We start from the raw sequence: 21,903 nt of genomic DNA, 5'->3' as shown, positions 1-21,903 counted from the left end.
TTAGGTAAGGGGGAATCCAGGATGTGGATTACTTCAGAAGTAGAAATTCCAGATGAGTTAATCGATCACCTTGAGCAAGGAAAGTTAGTGTTATTTGTTGGAGCGGGAGTTTCTATGAAAGGGAAATCAAACTTACCGAATTTTGATGATTTAGTTGATGCAATTGCAAAAACGTTATATGTCGAAAAACGTGAAATAACAGAACCACATGATTATTATCTTGGTAAAATTGCAAAAACAAAAGATGTACATCAAGTTGCAAGAGATCTTGTTCATATAGAGAAATCAAAACCGAATCCATTGCATTTTGCAATTCCAAGGTTATTTCCTTTAGATACAGATATCCGCATTGTAACAACAAATTTTGATCAACATTTTACAACTGCAATTAAGGAAATAAATAGAGATATCAATGTTTATTATGCTCCAGCTTTACCGACTGGGAGAGCATTTAAAGGTCTTGCTTATATACATGGTAATGTAGAACAGGAGAAAGAGGCTTTAATTTTAACAGACGGTGATTTTGGAAGGGCTTACTTAACCGAAGGGTGGGCGAGAAGATTTTTAGTCGATCTATTCTCGAATTACACCGTTTTATTCGTTGGATATAGTCATAATGACCCAGTAATGAAATATTTAGCAACTGGTTTACCACCAAGTACAAGACGATTTGCTTTTGTCGCACAAGGGGAAAATACGTACCACTGGGAACATTTAGGGATAAGACCAATTGTGTATCCGAATAAAGTGAATAATCATCAATCCCTCGTAAAAGCGGTAAAACGCTGGGCGGAATTAATGGGCGATAATTATATTACGAAAAGAATGCGTATTCGGGATATTGTAACGGTTCCCCCGTCAGTAGAACAGGAACAATTATCATACATAAAGCAATCAATTAAAAAAATTGAAACAGTTCGTTACTTTGTGGAATTTGCTCATGATTATGAATGGGTCGAATGGTTAGAAGCAGAAGGTAAATTACAAAATTTGTTTATGCTTACGCCAAACTATAATGAAGTAGATGAATTACTTGCAGAATGGTTAGTGGAACAATTTCTTTTTAGTCATCAGAAAGAATTATTTCAATTAATTTATAAAAACTATTCTAAAATATCACCGTTATTATGGAGAACGATTTGTAACTACTTAAACGAAACGAAGAGTAAGATGGATCCGTTGTTGTTTGCAAGATGGACACTCTTTTTATTAGAAACAGCTGAAAAAGATAGTAGCTCTATAGAAAAGATTTCTAAGTTACTGCAAAAATGTTCTTTTCCTGAGCATAAGGAAATTGCCTTATTGTTACTAACTTTTATTTTAGATGGAAAACTGAAGTTGAAACGTGTAAGAAAATGGGGAAATGATACGCAAGAATCAATAGAACTCGAGGAATCGAGTCGCTTACCAGTATCTACATTTTCTCATGTGGAGCAAATTTGGAACGAAAAGATGAGGCCATATATCACCCATTATGCTGTTCCAATTATGATGATCGGATTAGAAAAATTGAGAATGTTGTCGTTAAGACAAACGGCACTGAAAAAAAGAAATAAGGAAGATGTAGAAAAAGATTTTCATCAAAATGATCTTGCATTTTTAATACAAATTGTAAAAGAGTGTCTAACTTATTTATGTGAAAACAATGAGAAAAAAGCGGATTATTATATTACAGAAATGATAGAAGCAAATAGTGTACTTCAAAAGCGAATTGCAATTGACGCGATGAATAAAAATATTTTTGTTCGTGTAGATGACAAAATGAAATGGTTGTTACATGAAGGACTTCTTTTAGATTTCACTTATAAACACGAAGTTTTTCAACTTTTAAAAAGGCATTATGCACATTGTTTAGAAGAAACAAAAGAAGAAGTCACTCGAACTGTAATAAAGCATCTTACAGAAGAGAGGGTATTTGATGCATGTCTCGTATTAGACTTATTATTCAAGTGTGATTCAAATAGTCCATCTACGGCAAATGGGTATGAGTTAATGAAGCAAAAGCATCCTCATTTTCATTCTGAACGATACAGTGTACAAAAGAAAGAGGATACAGCGCAAAGCATTACTTGTAATGTAACAGCTGACGGATTATTGCAGCTGAAAGATGTTGAAATTATGAAGCAAGTTCGGCAATTTTCGCAAGATGGTGTTTTTGAACAACGCCATTTTTTAGAGATGTTATCAAAAGCATGTAAATTGAATACAGAGTGGAGTATTTCATTCGCATATCAATTAGTAGGAGTGCAAGAAATAAGTAATGAAGTATGGTTTGTTTGTATTAGAGAATGGCGAAATAACCGAGGATTGACAAATGATCAAATCCAAAAAATTATTCCGCTATTGCAGAAATTTGTTAGAAATACTGCTTATCATTGGTTAATTAGTAGTTTTCTATATGAAATTAGTAATCGACTAGAAGAGTTAGAAGAGAATAGTATACGTGTTGTAAAACGCTTTGCTTTTTCAGTGTTTCCTCAAGTTATGAAGAGTGATACGGATTTTAAGCTTGGAAAACAAGATTTTTACAATGAATCAATTCAGCATCCTGTTGGGAAAATGACGGCTGTATTATTAAAGTTGTTATCATATGATCATTTATACGATCGTAATGTATATGAATATTTATTTTTATTTGAAGAACAAGTAAGAGTTAATTTGGAACGAACAAACTTTATGTTTGCTCGTTTAATAGCAGATATTACATTTCTATATCATATTGAAAAGCAATGGTGCCGAAAATATTTGTTACCATACTTAGATTTAAAAAAACAAAATGAAATTACGGAATATGCATGGGCTGGTTTATGTTACACGCAAATAAATTTACCTTTATTTACAGAAATGAAGCGTTTTATTAAGTATGCGATAGAACATTTGGAAGTATTACATCCGCATACGAGGGAAGCTTTCTTGAAGTGGCTTAGCTTTGTATTTATTAAATGTGTACTATATTGGGAGCAAAAAACAGAGTGGTTATACCCTTTACTCATACTAGAAAATGAAGAAAATAAAATTAAATTTATGCAGTTTTTATGCTATTACGTCAAAACATTAAGCGTAAAAGAACAACAAAAATTTTGGACAGCTTGGCTCAGTGTATTTTTACGAGAACGACCAAAAATGGGTGAGATAACTGCGAGAGAATATGTAATGCTTTTACGTATTATCTTATACATGGATGAAATATTAGAAAAAGGATTATGTATTATGTCTCGTGCATTTTCAAGTGTACATGGTAAATGTACAGGTGAGGAAATGAAGCAGTTATTGATTGAAATGCTTCATAAAAAAGAAAGTATGAAAGCGCATAAAGAAATGTTTGCAAATGTGTTTTTTATTTTACTACAAACATGTCACGAAGCCGTTTTATTTGAAAAAGAAATCATACAAATAAAAGAATTATTAGTTCAGTATGAAGTAGAGGAATATGTTTTACATTTACTAGAAAATGAAATAATTCGCATAGGAATTGTAATGGGTGATTTACAAAAAGAATTATAGGATGAAAGTGGAATTTTAAAAAAATATATAAAAAGTTGTTGACAGTGTTTTAAAAAGCGTTCTATAATACGAATCATACTTATTCAATTTCAAAAACATTTGAATAAACAAAGTGCAATGAAGAGATCACAGTAGTGGTTAGTCTTACTGTAACAGAGAGCTGGTGGTTGGTGTGAACCAGTACAGGGATAATCATGAATTACAGTCTTGGAGCATCTTTTTCGGAATAAAGATAGTTTGTCTTTATGAGGAAAAAGCGGTCAATTGATCGTTAACAGTGAAGAGAGGTAGACGGAAAGTTAGTCTACAACTAGGGTGGTACCGCGATAAATATCGTCCCTACTGATTTATTCAGTAGGGACTTTTTGTATTTTAGTGGTCCAACTTGAAAATAAAATAGTCATGCATTGAAAGGAAAAGCAGTAGTTGTTGTTTCCCTGTAACAGAGAGCTGGTGGTTGGTGCGAACCAGTACAAAAACAAGAGCGAATTACAGTCCTGGAGCATCTTTTTCGTAGTAAAGATAGTATTTGTCTTTATGAAGGGAAAGACGGTCAGATGATCGTTAACAATGAAGAGAGGTAGACGAAAGAAGTCTACAACTAGGGTGGTACCGCGATAAATATCGTCCCTACTGATTGCATCAGTAGGGCTTTTTTGTACAAAAAAGTGGGTTTTTAACTAGTAGTTCATGTCTTTGTACGAATTATTAGTTTAAAATAAGAAGAGGTATCGATTCCACTATAAATTTGTATAATTAACCAGTTCAGAAAATAGAGAATCTTTTATTCTCTTACTATACTTTTAAAACATTAGAGGAGGATTTCCAAATGGCAAATCATGAATTAGATCAATTACGTAAACAGGTAGATGAAATTAACTTACAACTATTACACCTTTTAAACAAACGTGGTGAAATTGTTCAAAAAATTGGAGAGCAAAAGCAAGTACAAGGTACGAAACGCTTTGATCCAGTACGTGAGCGTGAAGTACTTGATATGATCGCAGAGCATAACGAAGGACCATTCGAAACATCAACTGTTCAACATATTTTCAAAACGATTTTCAAAGCAAGCTTAGAGTTACAAGAAGATGATAACCGCAAAGCGTTACTAGTATCACGTAAAAAGAAACAAGAAAATACAATCGTTGATGTAAAAGGTGAATTGATTGGAAACGGAGCACAAACGTTCATCATGGGACCTTGTGCAGTAGAAAGCTTAGAGCAAGTTCGTCAAGTAGGGCAAGCGATGAAAGATCAAGGCTTAAAATTAATGCGCGGCGGTGCATTCAAACCGAGAACATCTCCATACGATTTCCAAGGTTTAGGAGTAGAAGGACTTCAAATTTTACGTCAAGTAGCAGACGAGTTCGACTTAGCAATTATTAGTGAAATTTTAAATCCGAACGATGTTGAAATGGCATTAGACTACGTTGATGTAATTCAAGTTGGTGCACGTAACATGCAAAACTTCGATTTATTACGTGCTGTAGGTAAAGTTAACAAACCAGTATTATTAAAACGTGGATTAGCAGCAACAATTGATGAGTTCATTAACGCAGCGGAATACATCATTGCGCAAGGCAACGATCAAATTATTCTTTGTGAGCGTGGTATCCGCACATACGAAAGAGCAACACGTAACACATTAGACATTTCTGCAGTACCAATTTTAAAGAAAGAAACACATTTACCAGTTATCGTTGATGTAACACATTCAACTGGACGCAGAGATTTATTATTACCAACAGCGAAAGCGGCACTTGCAATTGGCGCAGATGCAGTAATGGCTGAAGTGCATCCAGATCCAGCAGTTGCATTATCAGATTCTGCACAACAAATGGACATTCCAGAATTCCATAGATTCATGGATGAGTTAAAAGGTTTCAAAAATAAATTATCTTAATTTCATATCATATATGCATTGAAGAGGAAACAGTAGTGCTTATCTCACTGTTAAAGAGAGCTGATGGTCGGTGTGAATCAGTACAAAGGTAAGCATGAATTACAGCCTTGGAGCATCTTTCCCGACAACTTATGGAGGGGAAGACGGTCAAACGATCGTTAAAGAAGAAGAGAGGTAGACGACAGTTGTCTACAACTAGGGTGGTACCGCGATAAACATCGTCCCTACTGAGCGCTCAGTAGGGACTTTTTTGTACAAAAAAATAGTAAAGGGGCAAGAGAAATGAGATACATTACAGCTGGAGAATCACATGGACCGCAGTTAACAGTTATTTTAGAAGGTGTACCAGCAGGTTTGACACTTACGGCGGAACATATTAATAAAGAATTATTAAGAAGACAAAAAGGTCATGGACGCGGAAGACGCATGCAAATTGAAACAGATACAGTTGAAATTGTAAGTGGTGTTCGTCACGGGATGACACTTGGATCACCGATTACGTTAATCGTAAAAAATGATGATTTCAAACATTGGACGAAAGTAATGGGTGCCGAGCCAATTTCGGAAAAAGAAAGTAAAGACATGAAACGTACAATTACAAAACCACGTCCCGGACATGCGGATTTAAATGGAGCAATTAAATATGGTCATCGTGATATAAGAAACGTATTAGAGCGCTCATCTGCAAGAGAAACGACAGTTCGTGTAGCTGCTGGTGCAGTTGCAAAACAAATTTTAAGCGAATTAGGCGTGGAAATTGCAGGACATGTTCTTGAAATTGGTGGAGTAAAAGCAAAACATATTTCAAACTTATCAATTGAAGAAATTCAAACAATTACTGAAAACTCACCAGTTCGATGTTTAGATAAAGAAGTAGAGCAAGAAATGATGAATGCGATTGACAACGCAAAAAGTAGTGGAGATTCAATCGGTGGCATCGTGGAAGTCATTGCAGAAGGTATGCCAATTGGCGTTGGTAGTTACGTTCATTACGATCGTAAATTAGATGCAAAACTTGCTGGTGCAATTATGAGTATAAATGCATTTAAAGGTGCTGAAATTGGCGTAGGTTTTGAAGCGGCACGACAACCTGGAAGCAAAGTGCATGATGAAATTCTGTGGGATAAAGAAAAAGGATACACGAGAAAAACGAATAATGCCGGCGGTTTAGAAGGCGGTATGACAACAGGTATGCCAATTGTCGTAAGAGGCGTTATGAAGCCAATTCCTACTTTATACAAACCGTTAGCAAGCGTTGATATTGATACGAAAGAAGAATTCCAAGCGAGTATTGAAAGATCTGATAGTTGCGCAGTACCAGCAGCGGGTGTAGTAGCTGAATCTGTTGTGGCATGGGAACTTGCAGATGCACTAGTCGAACAATTCGGAAAAGATCGTATGGAATTATTAAAACAAAACATTATGCAACACAATAACTACGCAAAAGAATTTTAATAAAAAGGTGGGTTTAACGTGCAAGTAAAGGATCAACTATCATCATTACAACCATATAAACCAGGTAAATCACCAGAACAAATGAAAGAAGTGTACGGAGATCATTCGTTTGTGAAATTAGCATCGAATGAAAATCCATTCGGTTGTTCACCGAGAGTTTTAGAAGAGTTGCAAAAATCTTGGTTGGAACATTCTTTATATCCTGACGGAGGTGCTACAACGCTCCGTCAAACAATCGCAGATAAGTTGCATGTGCAAATGGAACAAGTACTTTGTGGTAGTGGTTTAGATGAAATCATTCAAATAATAAGCCGCGCCGTATTACGAGCGGGAGATAACATTGTAACAGCAGGTGCAACATTCCCGCAGTACCGTCATCATGCGATTATTGAAGGCTGTGAAGTGAAAGAAATTCCTTTAAATAAAGGTGTATACGATTTAGACGAAATTTCGTCAGCGGTAAATAATAATACGAAAATCGTATGGATTTGTAATCCGAACAACCCGACGGGCACATATGTGAATGAGCAAAAATTAACTCAATTTATTGAAGGCATTAGTGAAAATACGTTAATTGTCATTGATGAAGCGTACTATGAATACGTAACAGCAAAAGACTTCCCTGAGACATTATCGCTTTTAGAAAAACATAAAAACATTCTTGTACTTAGAACGTTTTCTAAAGCATACGGATTAGCTTCTTTCCGCGTTGGATATGCGATCGGACAGGAAGAGCTAATTGAGAAATTAAATGTTGTACGTTTACCATTTAACGTATCTTCATTAGCGCAAAAAGCAGCTACAATTGCTTTTAGTGATGACGAGTTTATTAAAGAAATAGTTCGCGTGAATACAGAAGGATTACAGCAATACGAGAGTTTCTGTAAGGAAAACGGTATACCATTTTATTCGTCACAAACTAATTTCATCTTCTTACCGGTAGATAATGCTGGAGAGATTTATGAAGCTTGCGCACATGCAGGGTTTATTATTCGTCCATTCCCAAATGGTGTCCGTATTACAGTTGGAACAAGGGAGCAAAATGAAGGAGTGATTTCAGTGTTAAAACAACACTTTGAAAATAAAAAAAGTAAGTCTCGAGATGAGGCAAATGCGTAAAAAGGTAGTATTAATTGGAACAGGTTTAATAGGAGGCTCTCTCGCATTAGCAATTAAGAAAGAGCACGATGTAATGATAACAGGTTATGATATATTTAAAGAGCAAGTAGAGCGTGCAAAAGAATTACACGTAGTAGATGAAATAGCAGTTGATTTACAACATGCATGTGAAGAGGCACATTTAATTGTTTTTGCTTCTCCAGTTGAAGAAACGAAGAAGTTATTACACAAACTTGCGTCATTCCGTTTACGAGAAGATGTTATAGTGACTGATGTTGGTAGTACAAAAGGGTCTATTATGAACGAAGCGGAAGCTTTATTTTCAAAGGAAGTTTCTTTCATTGGGGGACATCCGATGGCGGGTTCTCATAAAACGGGAGTTGAAAGCGCAAAGGCGCATTTATTTGAAAATGCATTTTACATTTTAACACCGATGAATCATGTACCAAATGAACAAGTGGAAGACCTTAAAGTATGGTTAAAAGGAACAGGATCACATTTTCTTGTTTTAAATACAGAAGAACATGATTATGTAACAGGGATCGTTAGTCATTTCCCGCATCTTATCGCAGCAGGTTTAGTAAAGCAAGTTGAGAAGCATGCAGGAGATAATCCGCTCATTCATCAGCTAGCTGCTGGAGGTTTCAAAGATATTACACGTATCGCATCTAGTAGTCCGAAAATGTGGAGTGATATTGTAAAGCAAAATCGAGAGCATTTAATGGTATTATTAAAAGAGTGGATCTCTGAAATGGAAGGTTTATATAAGACAGTTTCTACTGGAGATGCAGGCGAGATTCAAAACTATTTTGCAGATGCGAAAGAATACCGTGATTCTTTACCAGTAAGAAAGAGTGGTGCAATTCCTGCTTATCACGACTTATACGTTGATGTATTAGATAAGGTGGGGGCATTGGCTCATATTACGAGTATTTTAGCGCGCGAGGAAATTAGTATTACGAACTTGCAAATATTAGAAGCGCGTGAAGGACTGCTTGGGGTATTACGTATTAGCTTCCAAAGGGAAGAAGATCGTATGAAAGCAAAGCTAGCGCTTGGAGAAGAAGAATACCAAACTTATGAAACAATTTAAATGAGAAGGTGAAAAACGTGAAAGAAAGAACAATACAACCTGTTAATAACGGATTGAATGGCAATATTACAATCCCAGGTGATAAATCCATTTCACACCGTGCTGTTATGTTCGGTTCGATTGCAGAAGGGAAAACAACAATTAAAGGTTTCTTGTCCGGTGCAGACTGTTTAAGTACTATTTCATGTTTTAAAGAAATGGGAGTAGAAATTACGCAAAACGGTGATGAAGTTACTGTAGTTGGTAAAGGATTAGAAGGTTTACAAGAACCGAAAGCTGTATTAGATGTTGGTAATTCTGGTACAACAATTCGATTAATGTCAGGTATATTAGCTAACACACCATTTTTCTCTTGCGTACAAGGTGATGAATCTATCGCAAAAAGACCGATGAAGCGTGTAACAAACCCATTAAAACAAATGGGTGCAAACATTGACGGCAGAGAAGAAGGAACATTTACACCGCTAACAATACGTGGTGGAGATTTAAAAGCAATTGAATATATTTCTCCTGTTGCAAGTGCACAAGTAAAGTCAGCTATTTTACTTGCAGGGCTTCGCGCAGAAGGTGTAACAGCTGTTACAGAACCACATATTTCCCGCGATCATACGGAAAGAATGCTTGAAGCATTTGGTGTTAAAGTAACTCGAGAAGGAAAGACAGTGAAGCTTTCAGGTGGACAAAAATTAACAGCAACAGACATTCAAGTGCCAGGTGACGTATCATCAGCAGCATTTTTCTTAGTAGCAGGTGCAATCATCCCAAATAGTAAACTAATATTACAAAATGTAGGAATGAATCCAACTCGTACAGGTATTATTGATGTTTTAGAGAAAATGGGTGCTACATTTACTATAGAGCCGATTAACGAAGGCGCATCAGAACCAGCTGCAAACATTACGATTGAAACATCTTCATTAAAAGGAATTGAAATTGGTGGGGATATTATTCCAAGACTAATCGATGAAATTCCAGTTATCGCTTTAGCGGCAACACAAGCAGAAGGTATTACAGTTATTAGAGATGCACACGAATTAAAAGTAAAAGAAACAAATCGTATTGATACAGTCGTTGCGGAGTTAACGAAACTAGGAGCTCGCATAGAAGCAACTGATGACGGCATGATCATTTACGGAAAATCAGCTTTAAAAGGCAATACAGTAAATAGTTACGGTGATCACCGCATCGGAATGATGCTTGCGATTGCTGGCTGCCTGGCAGAAGGGAAAATAATTATTGAAGATGCAGAAGCAGTAGGTGTATCATATCCTACATTCTTTGATGAACTTCAAAAGTTAGCTAAATAATAAAGATGGAAAGCAGATACGTGATGTATCTGCTTTTTTTGTTAAAACGTCCTTGTAATTTCACTTACCGAACTATAAAAGTAAGAATTGTGATACAATTCAAACAGGGAATGGAGGAGAATTATATGAATGTCATGCAATTAAAAGAAGATAAGTTCAGAGAAGCATTACGTTTATCAGAATACGCTTTTCAATATAAAGTAGATGAGGAACGATTACAGCAGCAACTTACAAAGATGAAGGAAAGTCATGAAATATACGGCATTATGGAAGGGGAAGACTTAGCAGCAAAACTACATCTTATTCCGTTTCATATTTACATAGGTAAAGAAAAATTTAAAATGGGTGGCGTTGCAGGAGTAGCGACGTATCCAGAGTACAGAAGAAGTGGGTATGTAAAAGAGCTACTTCAACATTCACTTCAAATAATGAAAAAAGATGGCTATACAGTCTCTATGTTACATCCATTTGCTGTTTCATTTTACCGTAAATACGGCTGGGAACTTTGTGCGAATTTAGTCACATGTCATATGACTAAGAGCGATTTAGTGATGAAAAAACAAGTAAATGGCACTGTGAAACGTTTCAATAAAGAAAATCATCCAGAAGAAGTCGAGAAGCTCTATGAAGTATTTGCAGAACGTTTTTCAGGTATGTTAGTTCGAGAGAAGAACTGGTGGTTACAAGCAGTTTATGATGATTTAACATTAGCGATTTACTATGATGAAAATAAAAAGGCAGCAGGTTACATGTTATACAAAATAGAAAACTATAAAATGACAGTAGAAGAATTTGTACCACTACGTAATGAAGCACGAAATGGTCTGTGGAACTTTATTTGCCAGCATGATTCTATGATTAAAGAACTTGAAATGACAGTAAGTGAAAACGAACCGTTGCTATATTCATTGCAAGAGCCACGCGTGAAGACAGAAATAAAACCATATTTTATGGGAAGAATTGTAGATGTAGAGCAGTTTTTAAAACAATATGAGTTGAGCTGGAACAATGTACAGCAAGAAGTGATTCTACACATTACAGACGCATTTGCTCCGTGGAACAACGTATCAGTGAGGCTTGCGAATCATGAAATAACAATTATGAAAGAGGAAACAATAGATAAAGGAATTAAGCTGGATATTAACGCATTATCTACAATAATGTTTGGCTACAAGCGTCCGTTAGAACTTAATGAACTAGAATTCATTAGCGGAAGCGAAGAGGAAATACAAGCATTTGAGAATATAGTTCCAGTACGTAAAGCTTTTATTTATGATTTCTTTTAAGCTTTAAATAGGAAATGGAGCTGTCCCAAACAAAATTTGGGACGGTTTTCTCTTTGGTTCTCGTTTTTGTCGGTAAGTCGATGTATTCTAAAAACCGCTGATATAAATTGATTCACAAACAAGGGATTAAAATTGCAACTATACGTAGTTACGCACTTGACTTTTAGTCCTTGTAATTTATAATTAAAAACGGAATGAATTTTCATTCCTAAAAATAGAGGTGGAAAAAATGGCTAAAAACAAACAAGAGGATATTTTTGATGCTGCGATGCAACTTTTTGCAGAGCGTGGTTACGATGGTACGACAATTCCAATGATCGCTGAAAAGGCAAAAGTCGGTGCGGGTACTATTTATCGCTATTTTGAAAATAAAGAGGCACTAGTTAACTCATTATTTTCAAAAAGTATGTTAGAGCTTTCTGAAATGATAAAAACAGATTTTCCTGTTGAAGCAAATATTCGTGAACAGTTTAGTCATACGTACAACCGTTTATTTGAATTTGCGAGAAACAATGTGGACGCTTTTTTATTTACAAATTCTCACTGTGACAGTTATTTTCTTGATGAACAAAGTAAGAAAATATTTGACGATTTTATAGGCTTCTTTATGAATATTATTGAAGATGGAATCGCAAAAGGTTTTCTTCGTCCATTGCCTCCAGTTGCTTTAATTATTATTGTATATCAGCCGCTAGAAGCATTAACGAAAGTAATTGCAACAGGGCAATTAGAATACTCGAAAGAGTTAGTAAAAGAATTGGAAGAAAGCTCTTGGAATGCTATTAGAATCATTTGATTCTATAGCTTTATAAGGACAGGAATGAATATTCATTCCTAAATAGATTTAAAAAATGAAAGTAGGAGAGGGTATTTGTGCAACCAAAGGAATGAACATTCATTCCGGAAAAGATTAGTTTAATAGGGTCTATAGAATAAATCAATAGAATGATAGGAATGAACGTTCATTCCTAAAAAAAGTTTCAAAATAATAAGAATGAATATTCATTCCGGAACTAACATTATACTTTCAAAACGGGAGATGATTAAAATGAGTAAGCTAAAAAATTGGAGAAGTTTATCTTTTCTATTATGGATAGTTATTACTATTACAATGATCGTAACGATGCCTAATATGGATAAATTAGTGAAAGAAAAAGGGCATATTACGATTCCGAATACAGAGCAAAGTAGTATCGCTGACAAAATGATAAGAGAGATGGATAAAGACGGGACAGAAAAATATGATGTTATAGCTGTTTTTAATAGTGGAAGTAAAGCAGCTTTAACAACTGAGCAAAAAGATGAAATAATAAAAACAATCAACGCTTTACAAAATGAAAAAGAGCAATTAGGAATTAAGGAAGTTGTTTCACATTTAGATAATAAAGACTTGGAAAAACAATTGATATCTAAAGACAATACGACCATTTTAACGCAAATTTCTGTAGATAAAAAACATGGTGAAATATCAAAAATTGCAAATGGGCTTCATAATAAAATTAAACCGAAGGGAGTTAAAACGTACTTAACAGGAAGTGATTTAATAGCGGGTGATTTTCTTACATCCTCTCAAGAGGGAGTGAAAAAGACAGAAGTTATTTCTATCATTTTCATTTTAGTTGTATTAATCATTGTATTTCGTTCACCAATTGTTCCAATCGTTTCTCTGCTTACAGTGGGTGTATCATATTTAGTTTCAATGGGGATTATTGCCCATCTAGTAGATCAATTTAATTTTCCGTTTTCTAACTTTACACAAGTGTTTGTAGTTGTTGTCCTGTTTGGGGTTGGAACAGACTATAACATTTTATTATATACAAGGTTTAAGGAAGAATTAAGTAAACAAGAAAATGCATTTTTAGCTACGAAAGAAACGTTTAAATCGGCAGGGAAAACCGTTTTATATAGTGGGATAGCAGTACTAATTGGTTTTGCATCTCTTGCTTTAGCGAGTTTTAAATTATATCAGTCTACTTCAGCCGTAGCAATTGGTGTCGCAGTATTATTACTCGTATTAACTACGTTAAATCCATTTTTTATGGTGCTTTTAGGAAAAGGAATGTTTTATCCAGTAAAAACATTTAAAGGTCATGAGGATAGTCGTTTATGGGGATTTCTTGCGAAAAACTCAGTAGTAAGACCATTCGCAGCTTTAATCATTGTATTTGTGATATCGATTCCTTTCCTAATGAAATATTCTAACACACTAAATTACAATGATTTATTTGAAGTAGATAATAAATATGAATCGAAAAAGGGGATTAACGTAATAGAAGAACATTTTCCACCTGGTTTTTCTTCACCAAGTACGTTAGTCATTCAATCGGATAACAAGTTAGACGAGGCGAGTTCTCTTCAAACTTTAGATGAACTAACTGATAAGATTTTGAAAGTGAAAGGTGTGTCAGAAGTATATTCACCGACGCGTCCAACTGGGGAAAGGATAAAAGAACTATATATAAATAAACAAGCTGGAGAACTAAATACGGGGTTAGGAGATGCCAATGGTGGTATAAAGGACATTAATGATGGGTTAACTGCTGCGAAAGATAAAATGGGTAGTAAAGACTCAAATAGTCTTGCAAACGTTCAAAAGTTAATTGATGGAACAAACGAAGCGAAAAACGGTGTAACGGCATTAGGAACAGCTTTACATCAACTATCAAGTGGTATAAATGACGGAGCACAAGGTGCGCAACAAATTGAGGGTGGATTAACTTCAGTAAATGAAAATATAAATGTTTTATCTAATGCAACTTCACAACTTCATGCTGGTTATGCACAGTTAGAAAAAGGTTTAAGCTCTTACGATCAATACTTCGGAAGTATTTCTCAAGCAATTGATGGTGCGAAAAAAGGTTATGAACAAATTGAAGTGTTAATGACCAATTTTATTCAAACGAAACCAGAATTAGCAAATGATCCGAACATACTACAAACGATAGGAATTGCTAAAGAGGCTCAGAAGCAATTAGGTGTGCTTTCAAATGAATTAAATCAATTAGCAACGCATCATAAAGCGGCGATGGGCTCATTTAAAGAAGCGAATCAATCGTTATTGAAAGTGGATAACGGTTTAAAAGAAATGAACAATGGAGTTACTAAATTACAAAAAGGAGCAGCTGATCTTAAAAATGGATTAGATGAAGGTGCTTCAGGTTCTAAACAAATTGCGAACAAGTCATCTGAGTTACAAACCGGATTAACAAAAATAAATGATGGGCAAGGCCAGTTATTAACCGGGCTGAAAGACTTGCAAGAACAGATGAGGCAATTACAATCAGGATTATCTAAAAGTACAGAAGGGCTCGAAAAGGTAAGTAACGGACTAGGGGATGCTCAGAAATATTTAGGAGAATTGAATGAATCAAAAAGCTCTGAGAAATTTTATATTCCAAAAGAAGTGCTAGAGGGAGAAGATTTCCAAAAAGCATTGAACACGTACATGTCACAGGATAGAAAAATTGCTAAAATGACCATCATTTTAGATGTAAATCCGTATTCCAAAGAAGCGATGCCAATTATTCAAGAAATTAATAAAACAATCGATGGCACTGTAAAGGGAACGGAATTACATGATGCGAAAACAGCGATCGGCGGAACAACATCTAGAAACGTTGATTTAAAAGAAGTAACAGGTCAAGATTTTTTACGTACAGCTACAATTATGTTAATTGGAATTGCCATTGTATTAATCGTAATTACACGCTCACTACTAAACACAATATTTATTATTGGCTCATTACTATTAGCGTACTTCGCATCACTTGGTATAAGCGAACAAATTAGTGCACATGTATTACATGTAGATACATTAAGCTGGAATGTTCCATTCTTTAGCTTCATTATGATTGTCGCTTTAGGAGTGGATTATAGTATTTTCGTAATGATGCGCTATAACGAGATCGAAGGGGATTCGGTAACAAAAATTGTAACTGCATCTCGTCATATAGGAGGAGTTGTATTATCGGCGGCGCTAATTTTAGTAGGGACGTTTGCAGCATTAATTCCATCAGGTGTGTTAACACTTATACAAGTTGCATCAGTTGTTGGCGTTGCACTATTACTATTAGCTTTAATCGTGATGCCGATATTGTTACCTGCTTTAATGGGGTTAACGAGTAAATTGAAGAGTTATAAAGAAAAAATAATAAATACGAAATAAGTGAAGACTGTAGGGGATGATTTCTCTACAGTTTTTCTATATATAAAATCTTAAATGGAAAATGAATCCAATGTATTACACAACGAGAAGTGAATGGTAACATGAGAAAGAGGTCGATGATATACATACCATAGCTAAGGGAATGGATAAAAACTATCCGATTTCATTGTAGAAAGGTAATCAACCGTTGCTATTCATCCAGCTTCTACTATATAATAGCTATAGTCTACAATAATTGAGTCGTAATATGCGATTTTTTAAGACAATCGGTGAGAAAACGCTGAAATAAGCGGTATTAGTAGGAGGACACAAATGATTACAGTAAGTAACGTTAGTTTGCGTTTCGCGGATCGCAAATTATTTGAAGATGTTAACATAAAATTCACGCCAGGTAACTGCTACGGTTTAATCGGAGCAAACGGTGCTGGTAAATCAACATTTCTAAAGATTTTATCTGGAGAAATTGAACCATCAACAGGTGATATACATATTACGCCAGGTGAGCGTCTAGCAGTATTAAAACAGAACCACTTCGAATATGAAGAGTTCCCAGTATTAGAAACAGTAATTATGGGTCACACGCAACTTTACAAAGTAATGCAAGAGAAAAATGCTATTTACATGAAAGAAGACTTTAGTGATGAAGATGGAATGCGTGCTGCAGAACTTGAAGGTGAGTTCGCTGAGCTTAACGGTTGGGAAGCTGAGTCAGAAGCTGCAATCCTTCTAAAAGGTCTTGGTATTGGTGAAGATCTTCATGACAAAAAATTATCAGAATTGACTGGTGCAGAGAAAGTAAAAGTATTACTTGCTCAAGCATTATTCGGTAAACCTGATATTCTATTACTAGATGAGCCTACCAACCACTTGGACTTAAAAGCGATTCAATGGTTAGAAAACTTCTTAATGAACTTTGAAAATACAGTAATCGTTGTATCCCATGACCGTCACTTCTTAAATAAAGTATGTACGCACATGGCTGATCTTGATTTCGGTAAAATTCAACTTTATGTTGGTAACTATGACTTCTGGTATGAGTCAAGCCAATTAGCTTTAAAATTAACACAAGATGCTAATAAGAAAAAAGAAGAGAAAGTAAAAGAGTTACAAAACTTCATTGCACGCTTTAGCTCAAACGCATCTAAAGCGAAACAAGCAACTTCTCGTAAAAAATTATTAGATAAAATTACATTAGATGATATTAGACCATCATCACGTCGTTACCCATTCGTTGGCTTCACACCTGAGCGTGAAATAGGAAATGACTTATTAACTGTTGAAGGCCTTTCTAAAACAATTGATGGCGAAAAAGTGTTAGATAATGTGTACTTCACTTTAAATAAAGGTGATAAAGTTGCATTTATCGGTCGTAACGATATCGCGATGACAACATTATTTAAAATCCTTATGGGTGAAATGGAGCCAGATAGCGGTTCATTCAAATGGGGTGTTACAACATCTCAATCTTACTTCCCAAGAGATAACTCTAAATACTTTGAGAACAGTGACTATAACTTAGTTGATTGGTTACGCCAATTCTCTCCACAAGATGAGTCAGAAAGCTTCTTACGTGGTTTCTTAGGCCGTATGTTATTCTCAGGTGAAGAAGTTAAGAAGAACGTTTCTGTATTATCTGGAGGCGAAAAAGTTCGTTGTATGTTATCTAAAATGATGTTAAGTGGTGCGAACGTAATCACACTTGACGATCCAACGAACCACTTAGACCTTGAGTCTATCACTGCATTAAACAACGGTTTAATTGCTTTCAAAGGTACAATGTTATTCACATCTCATGACCATCAGTTCGTACAAACAATTGCAAACCGCATTATCGAAGTAACGCCAAACGGTGTAATCGATAAAGAAGCAACTTACGATGAGTACTTAGAAAATGAAGAACTTCAAAAACAAGTAGATGCAATGTACAAAGGTCAATAATATATAATGAAAAAACTCGCTCTTTTTAGAGCGAGTTTTTTTGTCGAGAAAACATAACACCATTGGTGGGGGCAAATGAATAATTATTCAAATATAATATTAGTGAACATGAGGATTTTTCATGTATGGAAGAGATGTAATGACTTTAAGATTTAGTTGAAGCAGGGGAATGTAAGGTGAGCAATATAATTAAATAACATTATTTTGTCATGTGAAATATGTACCAAAATTGGAGATAGAATAGTTTGCGAATGAGTTTATAAAGGTATATAGTATGGGATGTCATAATTAGTGGATGAATCTTGGGAGAAAACAGGAAATGTTACAAATTTATTTTATTAAATAGAAACCAAGGTCAAAATGTTTAAAAAGAAATAGTTGAATAAATACAAGCTTCAAATTATAATTACTAATATTCTTCATATAGTTAAATAAAAAAATCTATTTGAAGAAGAAAAATCGAATAGAGAGACAGACTTATAAAAAATAAGCCTTGGATGATCAAAAGAGGTGGAGAAATGAAACAGTTCTTATTAAAGAGCAAAAGTGTGTTAAGCAATCATTTTGGATTCTTTCTGTTTGCCGTTATTTTATTGTGGCTCAAAACGTATGCAGCCTATGTAACGGAATTTAATTTAGGAATTTCAAACACAATCCAAAAATTCTTGCTGTTTTTTAACCCGCTTAGTTCAGCAGTTCTATTTTTAGGACTTGCATTATTTGCAAAAGGGAAGCGATCTTATATTTGGTTAATTGTTATCAACTTGTTATTGTCGATTCTTTTATATGCAAACGTAGTTTACTATCGCTTTTTCAGTGACTTTATTACGTTCCCAACATTAACACAAACGAATAACTTTGGAGATTTAGGTGGTAGTATTCTTGCGTTGCTACATCTTTATGATCCACTATACTTCTTAGACACGATTATATTAATTGTGTTAGTTGCAACAAAATTTGCAAATCCAAAACCAATTCGTGTTGCGAAGCATAAAGTATCTCTAGTATTTGTAGCAGGTATTTTATTATTCAGTGTTAATTTAGGTCTTGCAGAGTCTGACCGTCCGGAATTATTAACAAGAACGTTTGACCGTAATTATATTGTGAAATATTTAGGGGCATACAACTACACAATTTATGATGGAATTCAAAGTGCGAAAGCATCGACAGAACGAGCATTAGCTGATGGCGATAATATGACAGAAGTACGAAATTATTTAACATCAACTTATGCAAGTCCAAATCCTGAGTATTTCGGTAAAGGAAAGGGAATGAACGTAATTTATATTCATTTAGAGTCATTCCAAAACTTCTTAATTGATTACAAATTAAATGGTCAAGAAGTTACACCGTTCTTAAACTCATTTACAAAAGATGCGAATACGCTATACTTTGATAACTTCTTCCATCAAACAGGACAAGGGAAAACATCTGATGCGGAGTTTATGTTAGAGAATTCAATGTTTGGTTTACCGCAAGGTTCTGTCTTTACAACGAAATCTCATAATACGTATCAATCAGCACCAGCTATTTTAGGACAACAAGGATACACATCAGCAGTATTCCATGGTAACTACAAAACATTCTGGAACCGTGACGATATTTATAAATCATTTGGTTTTAATAAATTCTTTGATGCGTCATACTACGATATGAATGAAAAAGACGTAGTAAACTACGGATTAAAAGATAAACCGTTCTTTAATGAATCTATTCCGTTATTACAAACGTTGAAACAACCGTTCTATACGAAGTTTATTACGTTATCGAACCATTTCCCTTATCCAATTGATAAGGCAGAAGCAACGATTGAACCAGCAACAACAGGTGATTCATCAGTAGATACGTACTTCCAAACAGCACGCTATTTAGATGAATCTGTAAAAGGCTTCATCGATTACTTGAAACAATCTGGTTTATATGATAACTCAATTATCGTTATGTACGGAGACCATTACGGTATTTCAGATAATCATAACGCAGCAATGTCAAAAGTAATGGGTAAAGAAATGAACTCATTTGAAAATGCACAGTTACAACGTGTGCCTTTAATCGTTCGTGTACCAGGAGTGAAAGGTGGCGTACAACATCAATATGGCGGTGAAATTGACGTTCTTCCTACGTTATTACACTTACTAGGTACAGATACGAAAAACTATGTTCAATTCGGTTCAGATTTATTATCACCAGAGCATAAACAAGTCGTTGCGTTCCGTAACGGTAACTACGTAAGCCCAACTGTTACTGCACTAAACGGCAAATACTATGATACAACAACTGGAAAACCTGTAGAATTTACAGATGAAATAAAGAAAAATGAACAAATGGTTCAAAACTCACTAAAATACTCTGACCAAGTCGTAAATGGTGACTTATTACGATTCTACACACCGGAAGGATTCACTCCAGTAGATCGTTCGAAGTATAACTATAACAATCGTGATAAAAACAAAACGAAGGTAAAAACGACTCCGGAAGGGGAAGCTAAATAATAAAAGGCGCTATTCATATGAATAGCGCTTTTTATTTGTAAATATACCATCATTATTAGACAGAACTAGCTGTTGCTTTTTGTTTTGCTTTTCCGAAGAACACTACACCAACAATGATCATAATGATAAATGCCCATTTAATGAAAGGGTTACTTTCGAAAAATCCAGCGAACCATTTCTCATCTACAATCATTTTTGCAGCAGTATAAGCTAAAACCGCTGCTCCAATCGTAATGATGACAGGAAAACGATCTACCCATTTTAAAATCAATGTACTGCCCCATACGACTACAGGAATAGAAACTAATAGCCCGATGATTACTAAAGAAAAGTTACCATGCGCAGCTCCTGCAACAGCGAGTACATTATCAATACCCATTAACGCATCAGCAATGATAATGGTTTTAATAGCAGACCAAAATCCTTCTTCTGCCTTAATATCATGGTCTTTGCCTTCAGCAATTAATTTGTAAGCAATCCATATAAGAAGTACACCACCAATTAAAAGTAATCCTGGTATTTTTAATAACCAAACGACAACTAAAGTAGCAAGAGCTCTTATAGCAATTGCTCCAACGGTTCCCCAAATGATAACTTTCTTTTGTTGATCTTTCGGTAATCGTCTTGCTGCTAATCCAATTACAATGGCGTTATCTCCGGCTAACACTAAATCGATTACGATAATTGCTAATAAGGCAGACAAATATTCAGGTGAAAGAAAATCCATAAATATATCACTCCTTATAATTAATATGTACTTATAAGCTATTCCGTATTAAGAATTCTAAGGATTATTTATTAAAATACAATCTCTTCAAATAGTAATTAAGGATTATAATTATGGTGCATAAACACTTAAAAAGATGGATACGGTACAATTCTGGAACCATCTTTTAAGTGCTTAATTTTTAATTATCATTTTTTGTTTGAAGATTTACTTTCGTATCTTTGATTATTACTTTTTTAGGCGTGAAACATGCAATAATTAAAGCCACAATAGATAAGACTAACATAAATACGTACGCATCACTTGAGCTATAGATAGAAGATAAGTTTGTTACTTGCATAGCTGATATATTTCCATTCTCACTAGATAACTGTGAAATGTGTGAAGTGGATTGAATTGTATACACCGTGATAATAACTGCTGTTCCAATAGCACCTGCTAATTGGCGAATCCTACTATTTCAAGCTTAACGGTTCAGAAAATCGCAACAAAAGCAGGGTTAAATCGAACAACATTTTATTTGCATTATCAAGATATTCAAGATTTACTAGACCAAATCACTAGCGAAATTTTAAATGAGCATTCAAATAAAATTGTTGATTTAATACATGCAAAAGATTTATCAGAAAAACAAAAGCTAACACAATTGCTAGATTATTTATATATTCACCGAAATTTTTTATTTATATTATTTAAAATGAATCAATTTGAGGAGCAATTGTTTTTATTTTTAAAGCAATTAATAGAAACGAGAAGAGAGAATACGAAAAAGAATTTACCTGATGATTACGTTGCAGTTGATATTAAAACAGCCTCTTTGGTAGGGATTATCATGTGGTGGATAAGGAATGGACTTCACTTTAGTTCAGATTATATTGCAAATCAAATTTATTTAATGTATAAAGGATGAT

General features: G+C 34.7%; 13 protein-coding genes, 1 pseudogene and 3 other annotated features. Of the genes and pseudogenes, 12 read left to right on the top strand and 2 right to left on the bottom strand.

The genetic code is table 11. The features are described 5' to 3' along the window. The first annotated feature begins 21 nt into the window (after positions 1–21). The 11 genes from BCG9842_RS14525 to BCG9842_RS14475 all read left to right on the top strand — a co-directional run bounded on the left by BCG9842_RS14525 (position 22) and on the right by BCG9842_RS14475 (position 20,265). Positions 22–3,504 carry a DUF4020 domain-containing protein gene (locus tag BCG9842_RS14525; RefSeq protein WP_000265189.1) on the top strand — a complete coding sequence of 1,161 codons (3,483 nt, stop codon included), beginning with the start codon at positions 22–24 and terminating at the stop codon, positions 3,502–3,504. Between the two features lie 108 nt (positions 3,505–3,612). Further along, positions 3,613–3,848: a binding site (T-box leader), on the top strand. 54 nt (positions 3,849–3,902) lie between these two features. Next, positions 3,903–4,139, top strand: a binding site (T-box leader). A 194-nt stretch (positions 4,140–4,333) separates the two neighbouring features. Next, the gene (locus BCG9842_RS14520) at positions 4,334–5,410 is read left to right on the top strand and encodes a bifunctional 3-deoxy-7-phosphoheptulonate synthase/chorismate mutase (protein WP_001273573.1); all 1,077 of its coding nucleotides are present in this window, start codon (positions 4,334–4,336) and stop codon (positions 5,408–5,410) included. Between the two features lie 9 nt (positions 5,411–5,419). Next, positions 5,420–5,639: a binding site (T-box leader), on the top strand. A 53-nt stretch (positions 5,640–5,692) separates the two neighbouring features. After that, on the top strand, positions 5,693–6,865 hold the full coding sequence (aroC, locus tag BCG9842_RS14515; RefSeq protein ID WP_001269426.1) for a chorismate synthase: 1,173 nt from the start codon (positions 5,693–5,695) through the stop codon (positions 6,863–6,865). Between the two features lie 18 nt (positions 6,866–6,883). Continuing rightward, positions 6,884–7,984, top strand: coding sequence for a histidinol-phosphate transaminase (gene hisC, locus BCG9842_RS14510; RefSeq protein ID WP_001197269.1), 1,101 nt, complete (start codon positions 6,884–6,886; stop codon positions 7,982–7,984). Then, positions 7,977–9,077, top strand: a complete 1,101-nt coding sequence (tyrA, locus tag BCG9842_RS14505; RefSeq protein ID WP_001228126.1) for a prephenate dehydrogenase — start codon at positions 7,977–7,979, stop codon at positions 9,075–9,077. The genes hisC and tyrA overlap by 8 nt, the downstream gene beginning before the upstream one ends. A gap of 17 nt (positions 9,078–9,094) precedes the next feature. Next, positions 9,095–10,384 (top strand): 3-phosphoshikimate 1-carboxyvinyltransferase, encoded by a 1,290-nt coding sequence (aroA, locus tag BCG9842_RS14500; RefSeq protein WP_000664636.1) that lies wholly within the window; start codon positions 9,095–9,097, stop codon positions 10,382–10,384. 125 nt (positions 10,385–10,509) lie between these two features. Then, the gene (locus tag BCG9842_RS14495; protein WP_001102038.1) at positions 10,510–11,670 is read left to right on the top strand and encodes a GNAT family N-acetyltransferase; all 1,161 of its coding nucleotides are present in this window, start codon (positions 10,510–10,512) and stop codon (positions 11,668–11,670) included. Positions 11,671–11,899: 229 nt separating this feature from the next. After that, the gene (locus BCG9842_RS14490) at positions 11,900–12,466 is read left to right on the top strand and encodes a TetR/AcrR family transcriptional regulator (RefSeq protein ID WP_001107300.1); all 567 of its coding nucleotides are present in this window, start codon (positions 11,900–11,902) and stop codon (positions 12,464–12,466) included. A 252-nt stretch (positions 12,467–12,718) separates the two neighbouring features. Then, positions 12,719–15,835, top strand: coding sequence for an MMPL family transporter (locus BCG9842_RS14485; protein WP_000040249.1), 3,117 nt, complete (start codon positions 12,719–12,721; stop codon positions 15,833–15,835). A 312-nt stretch (positions 15,836–16,147) separates the two neighbouring features. After that, positions 16,148–17,773: an ABC-F family ATP-binding cassette domain-containing protein gene (locus BCG9842_RS14480; RefSeq protein ID WP_000633860.1), complete on the top strand. Its 1,626-nt coding sequence runs from the start codon at positions 16,148–16,150 to the stop codon at positions 17,771–17,773. Between the two features lie 518 nt (positions 17,774–18,291). Beyond that, positions 18,292–20,265, top strand: a complete 1,974-nt coding sequence (locus BCG9842_RS14475; RefSeq protein WP_000808776.1) for an LTA synthase family protein — start codon at positions 18,292–18,294, stop codon at positions 20,263–20,265. A gap of 55 nt (positions 20,266–20,320) precedes the next feature. Here the strand turns inward: BCG9842_RS14475 and BCG9842_RS14470 are convergent, their stop codons facing one another. Together BCG9842_RS14470 and BCG9842_RS14465 are read right to left on the bottom strand one after the other, a co-directional pair. After that, a complete protein-coding gene (locus tag BCG9842_RS14470) occupies positions 20,321–20,992 on the bottom strand; it encodes a TerC family protein (protein WP_000346946.1) in 672 nt (223 codons plus the stop codon). Between the two features lie 181 nt (positions 20,993–21,173). Continuing rightward, positions 21,174–21,398 carry a hypothetical protein gene (locus tag BCG9842_RS14465; RefSeq protein ID WP_000288051.1) on the bottom strand — a complete coding sequence of 75 codons (225 nt, stop codon included), beginning with the start codon at positions 21,396–21,398 and terminating at the stop codon, positions 21,174–21,176. Between the two features lie 42 nt (positions 21,399–21,440). Between BCG9842_RS14465 and BCG9842_RS14460 the strand changes: the two are divergent. Next, positions 21,441–21,902: pseudogene (locus BCG9842_RS14460) on the top strand (TetR/AcrR family transcriptional regulator); the annotation flags it as partial. Position 21,903 lies beyond the last annotated feature (1 nt).

This window comes from Bacillus cereus G9842 (assembly GCF_000021305.1).
GTDB classification, from domain to species: Bacteria; Bacillota; Bacilli; order Bacillales; family Bacillaceae_G; genus Bacillus_A; species Bacillus_A thuringiensis_S.
This window is presented reverse-complemented; position numbering and strand designations above follow the sequence as displayed.

Coding starts and splice junctions, on each gene's coding strand:
- aroC (WP_001269426.1), top strand. CDS start 5,693: ATGAGATACATTACAGCTGGAGAATCACATGGACCGCAGTTAACAGTT.
- BCG9842_RS14470 (WP_000346946.1), bottom strand. CDS start 20,992: ATGGATTTTCTTTCACCTGAATATTTGTCTGCCTTATTAGCAATTATC.
- tyrA (WP_001228126.1), top strand. CDS start 7,977: ATGCGTAAAAAGGTAGTATTAATTGGAACAGGTTTAATAGGAGGCTCT.
- BCG9842_RS14480 (WP_000633860.1), top strand. CDS start 16,148: ATGATTACAGTAAGTAACGTTAGTTTGCGTTTCGCGGATCGCAAATTA.
- BCG9842_RS14475 (WP_000808776.1), top strand. CDS start 18,292: ATGAAACAGTTCTTATTAAAGAGCAAAAGTGTGTTAAGCAATCATTTT.
- BCG9842_RS14520 (WP_001273573.1), top strand. CDS start 4,334: ATGGCAAATCATGAATTAGATCAATTACGTAAACAGGTAGATGAAATT.
- BCG9842_RS14490 (WP_001107300.1), top strand. CDS start 11,900: ATGGCTAAAAACAAACAAGAGGATATTTTTGATGCTGCGATGCAACTT.
- BCG9842_RS14495 (WP_001102038.1), top strand. CDS start 10,510: ATGAATGTCATGCAATTAAAAGAAGATAAGTTCAGAGAAGCATTACGT.
- BCG9842_RS14485 (WP_000040249.1), top strand. CDS start 12,719: ATGAGTAAGCTAAAAAATTGGAGAAGTTTATCTTTTCTATTATGGATA.
- BCG9842_RS14525 (WP_000265189.1), top strand. CDS start 22: ATGTGGATTACTTCAGAAGTAGAAATTCCAGATGAGTTAATCGATCAC.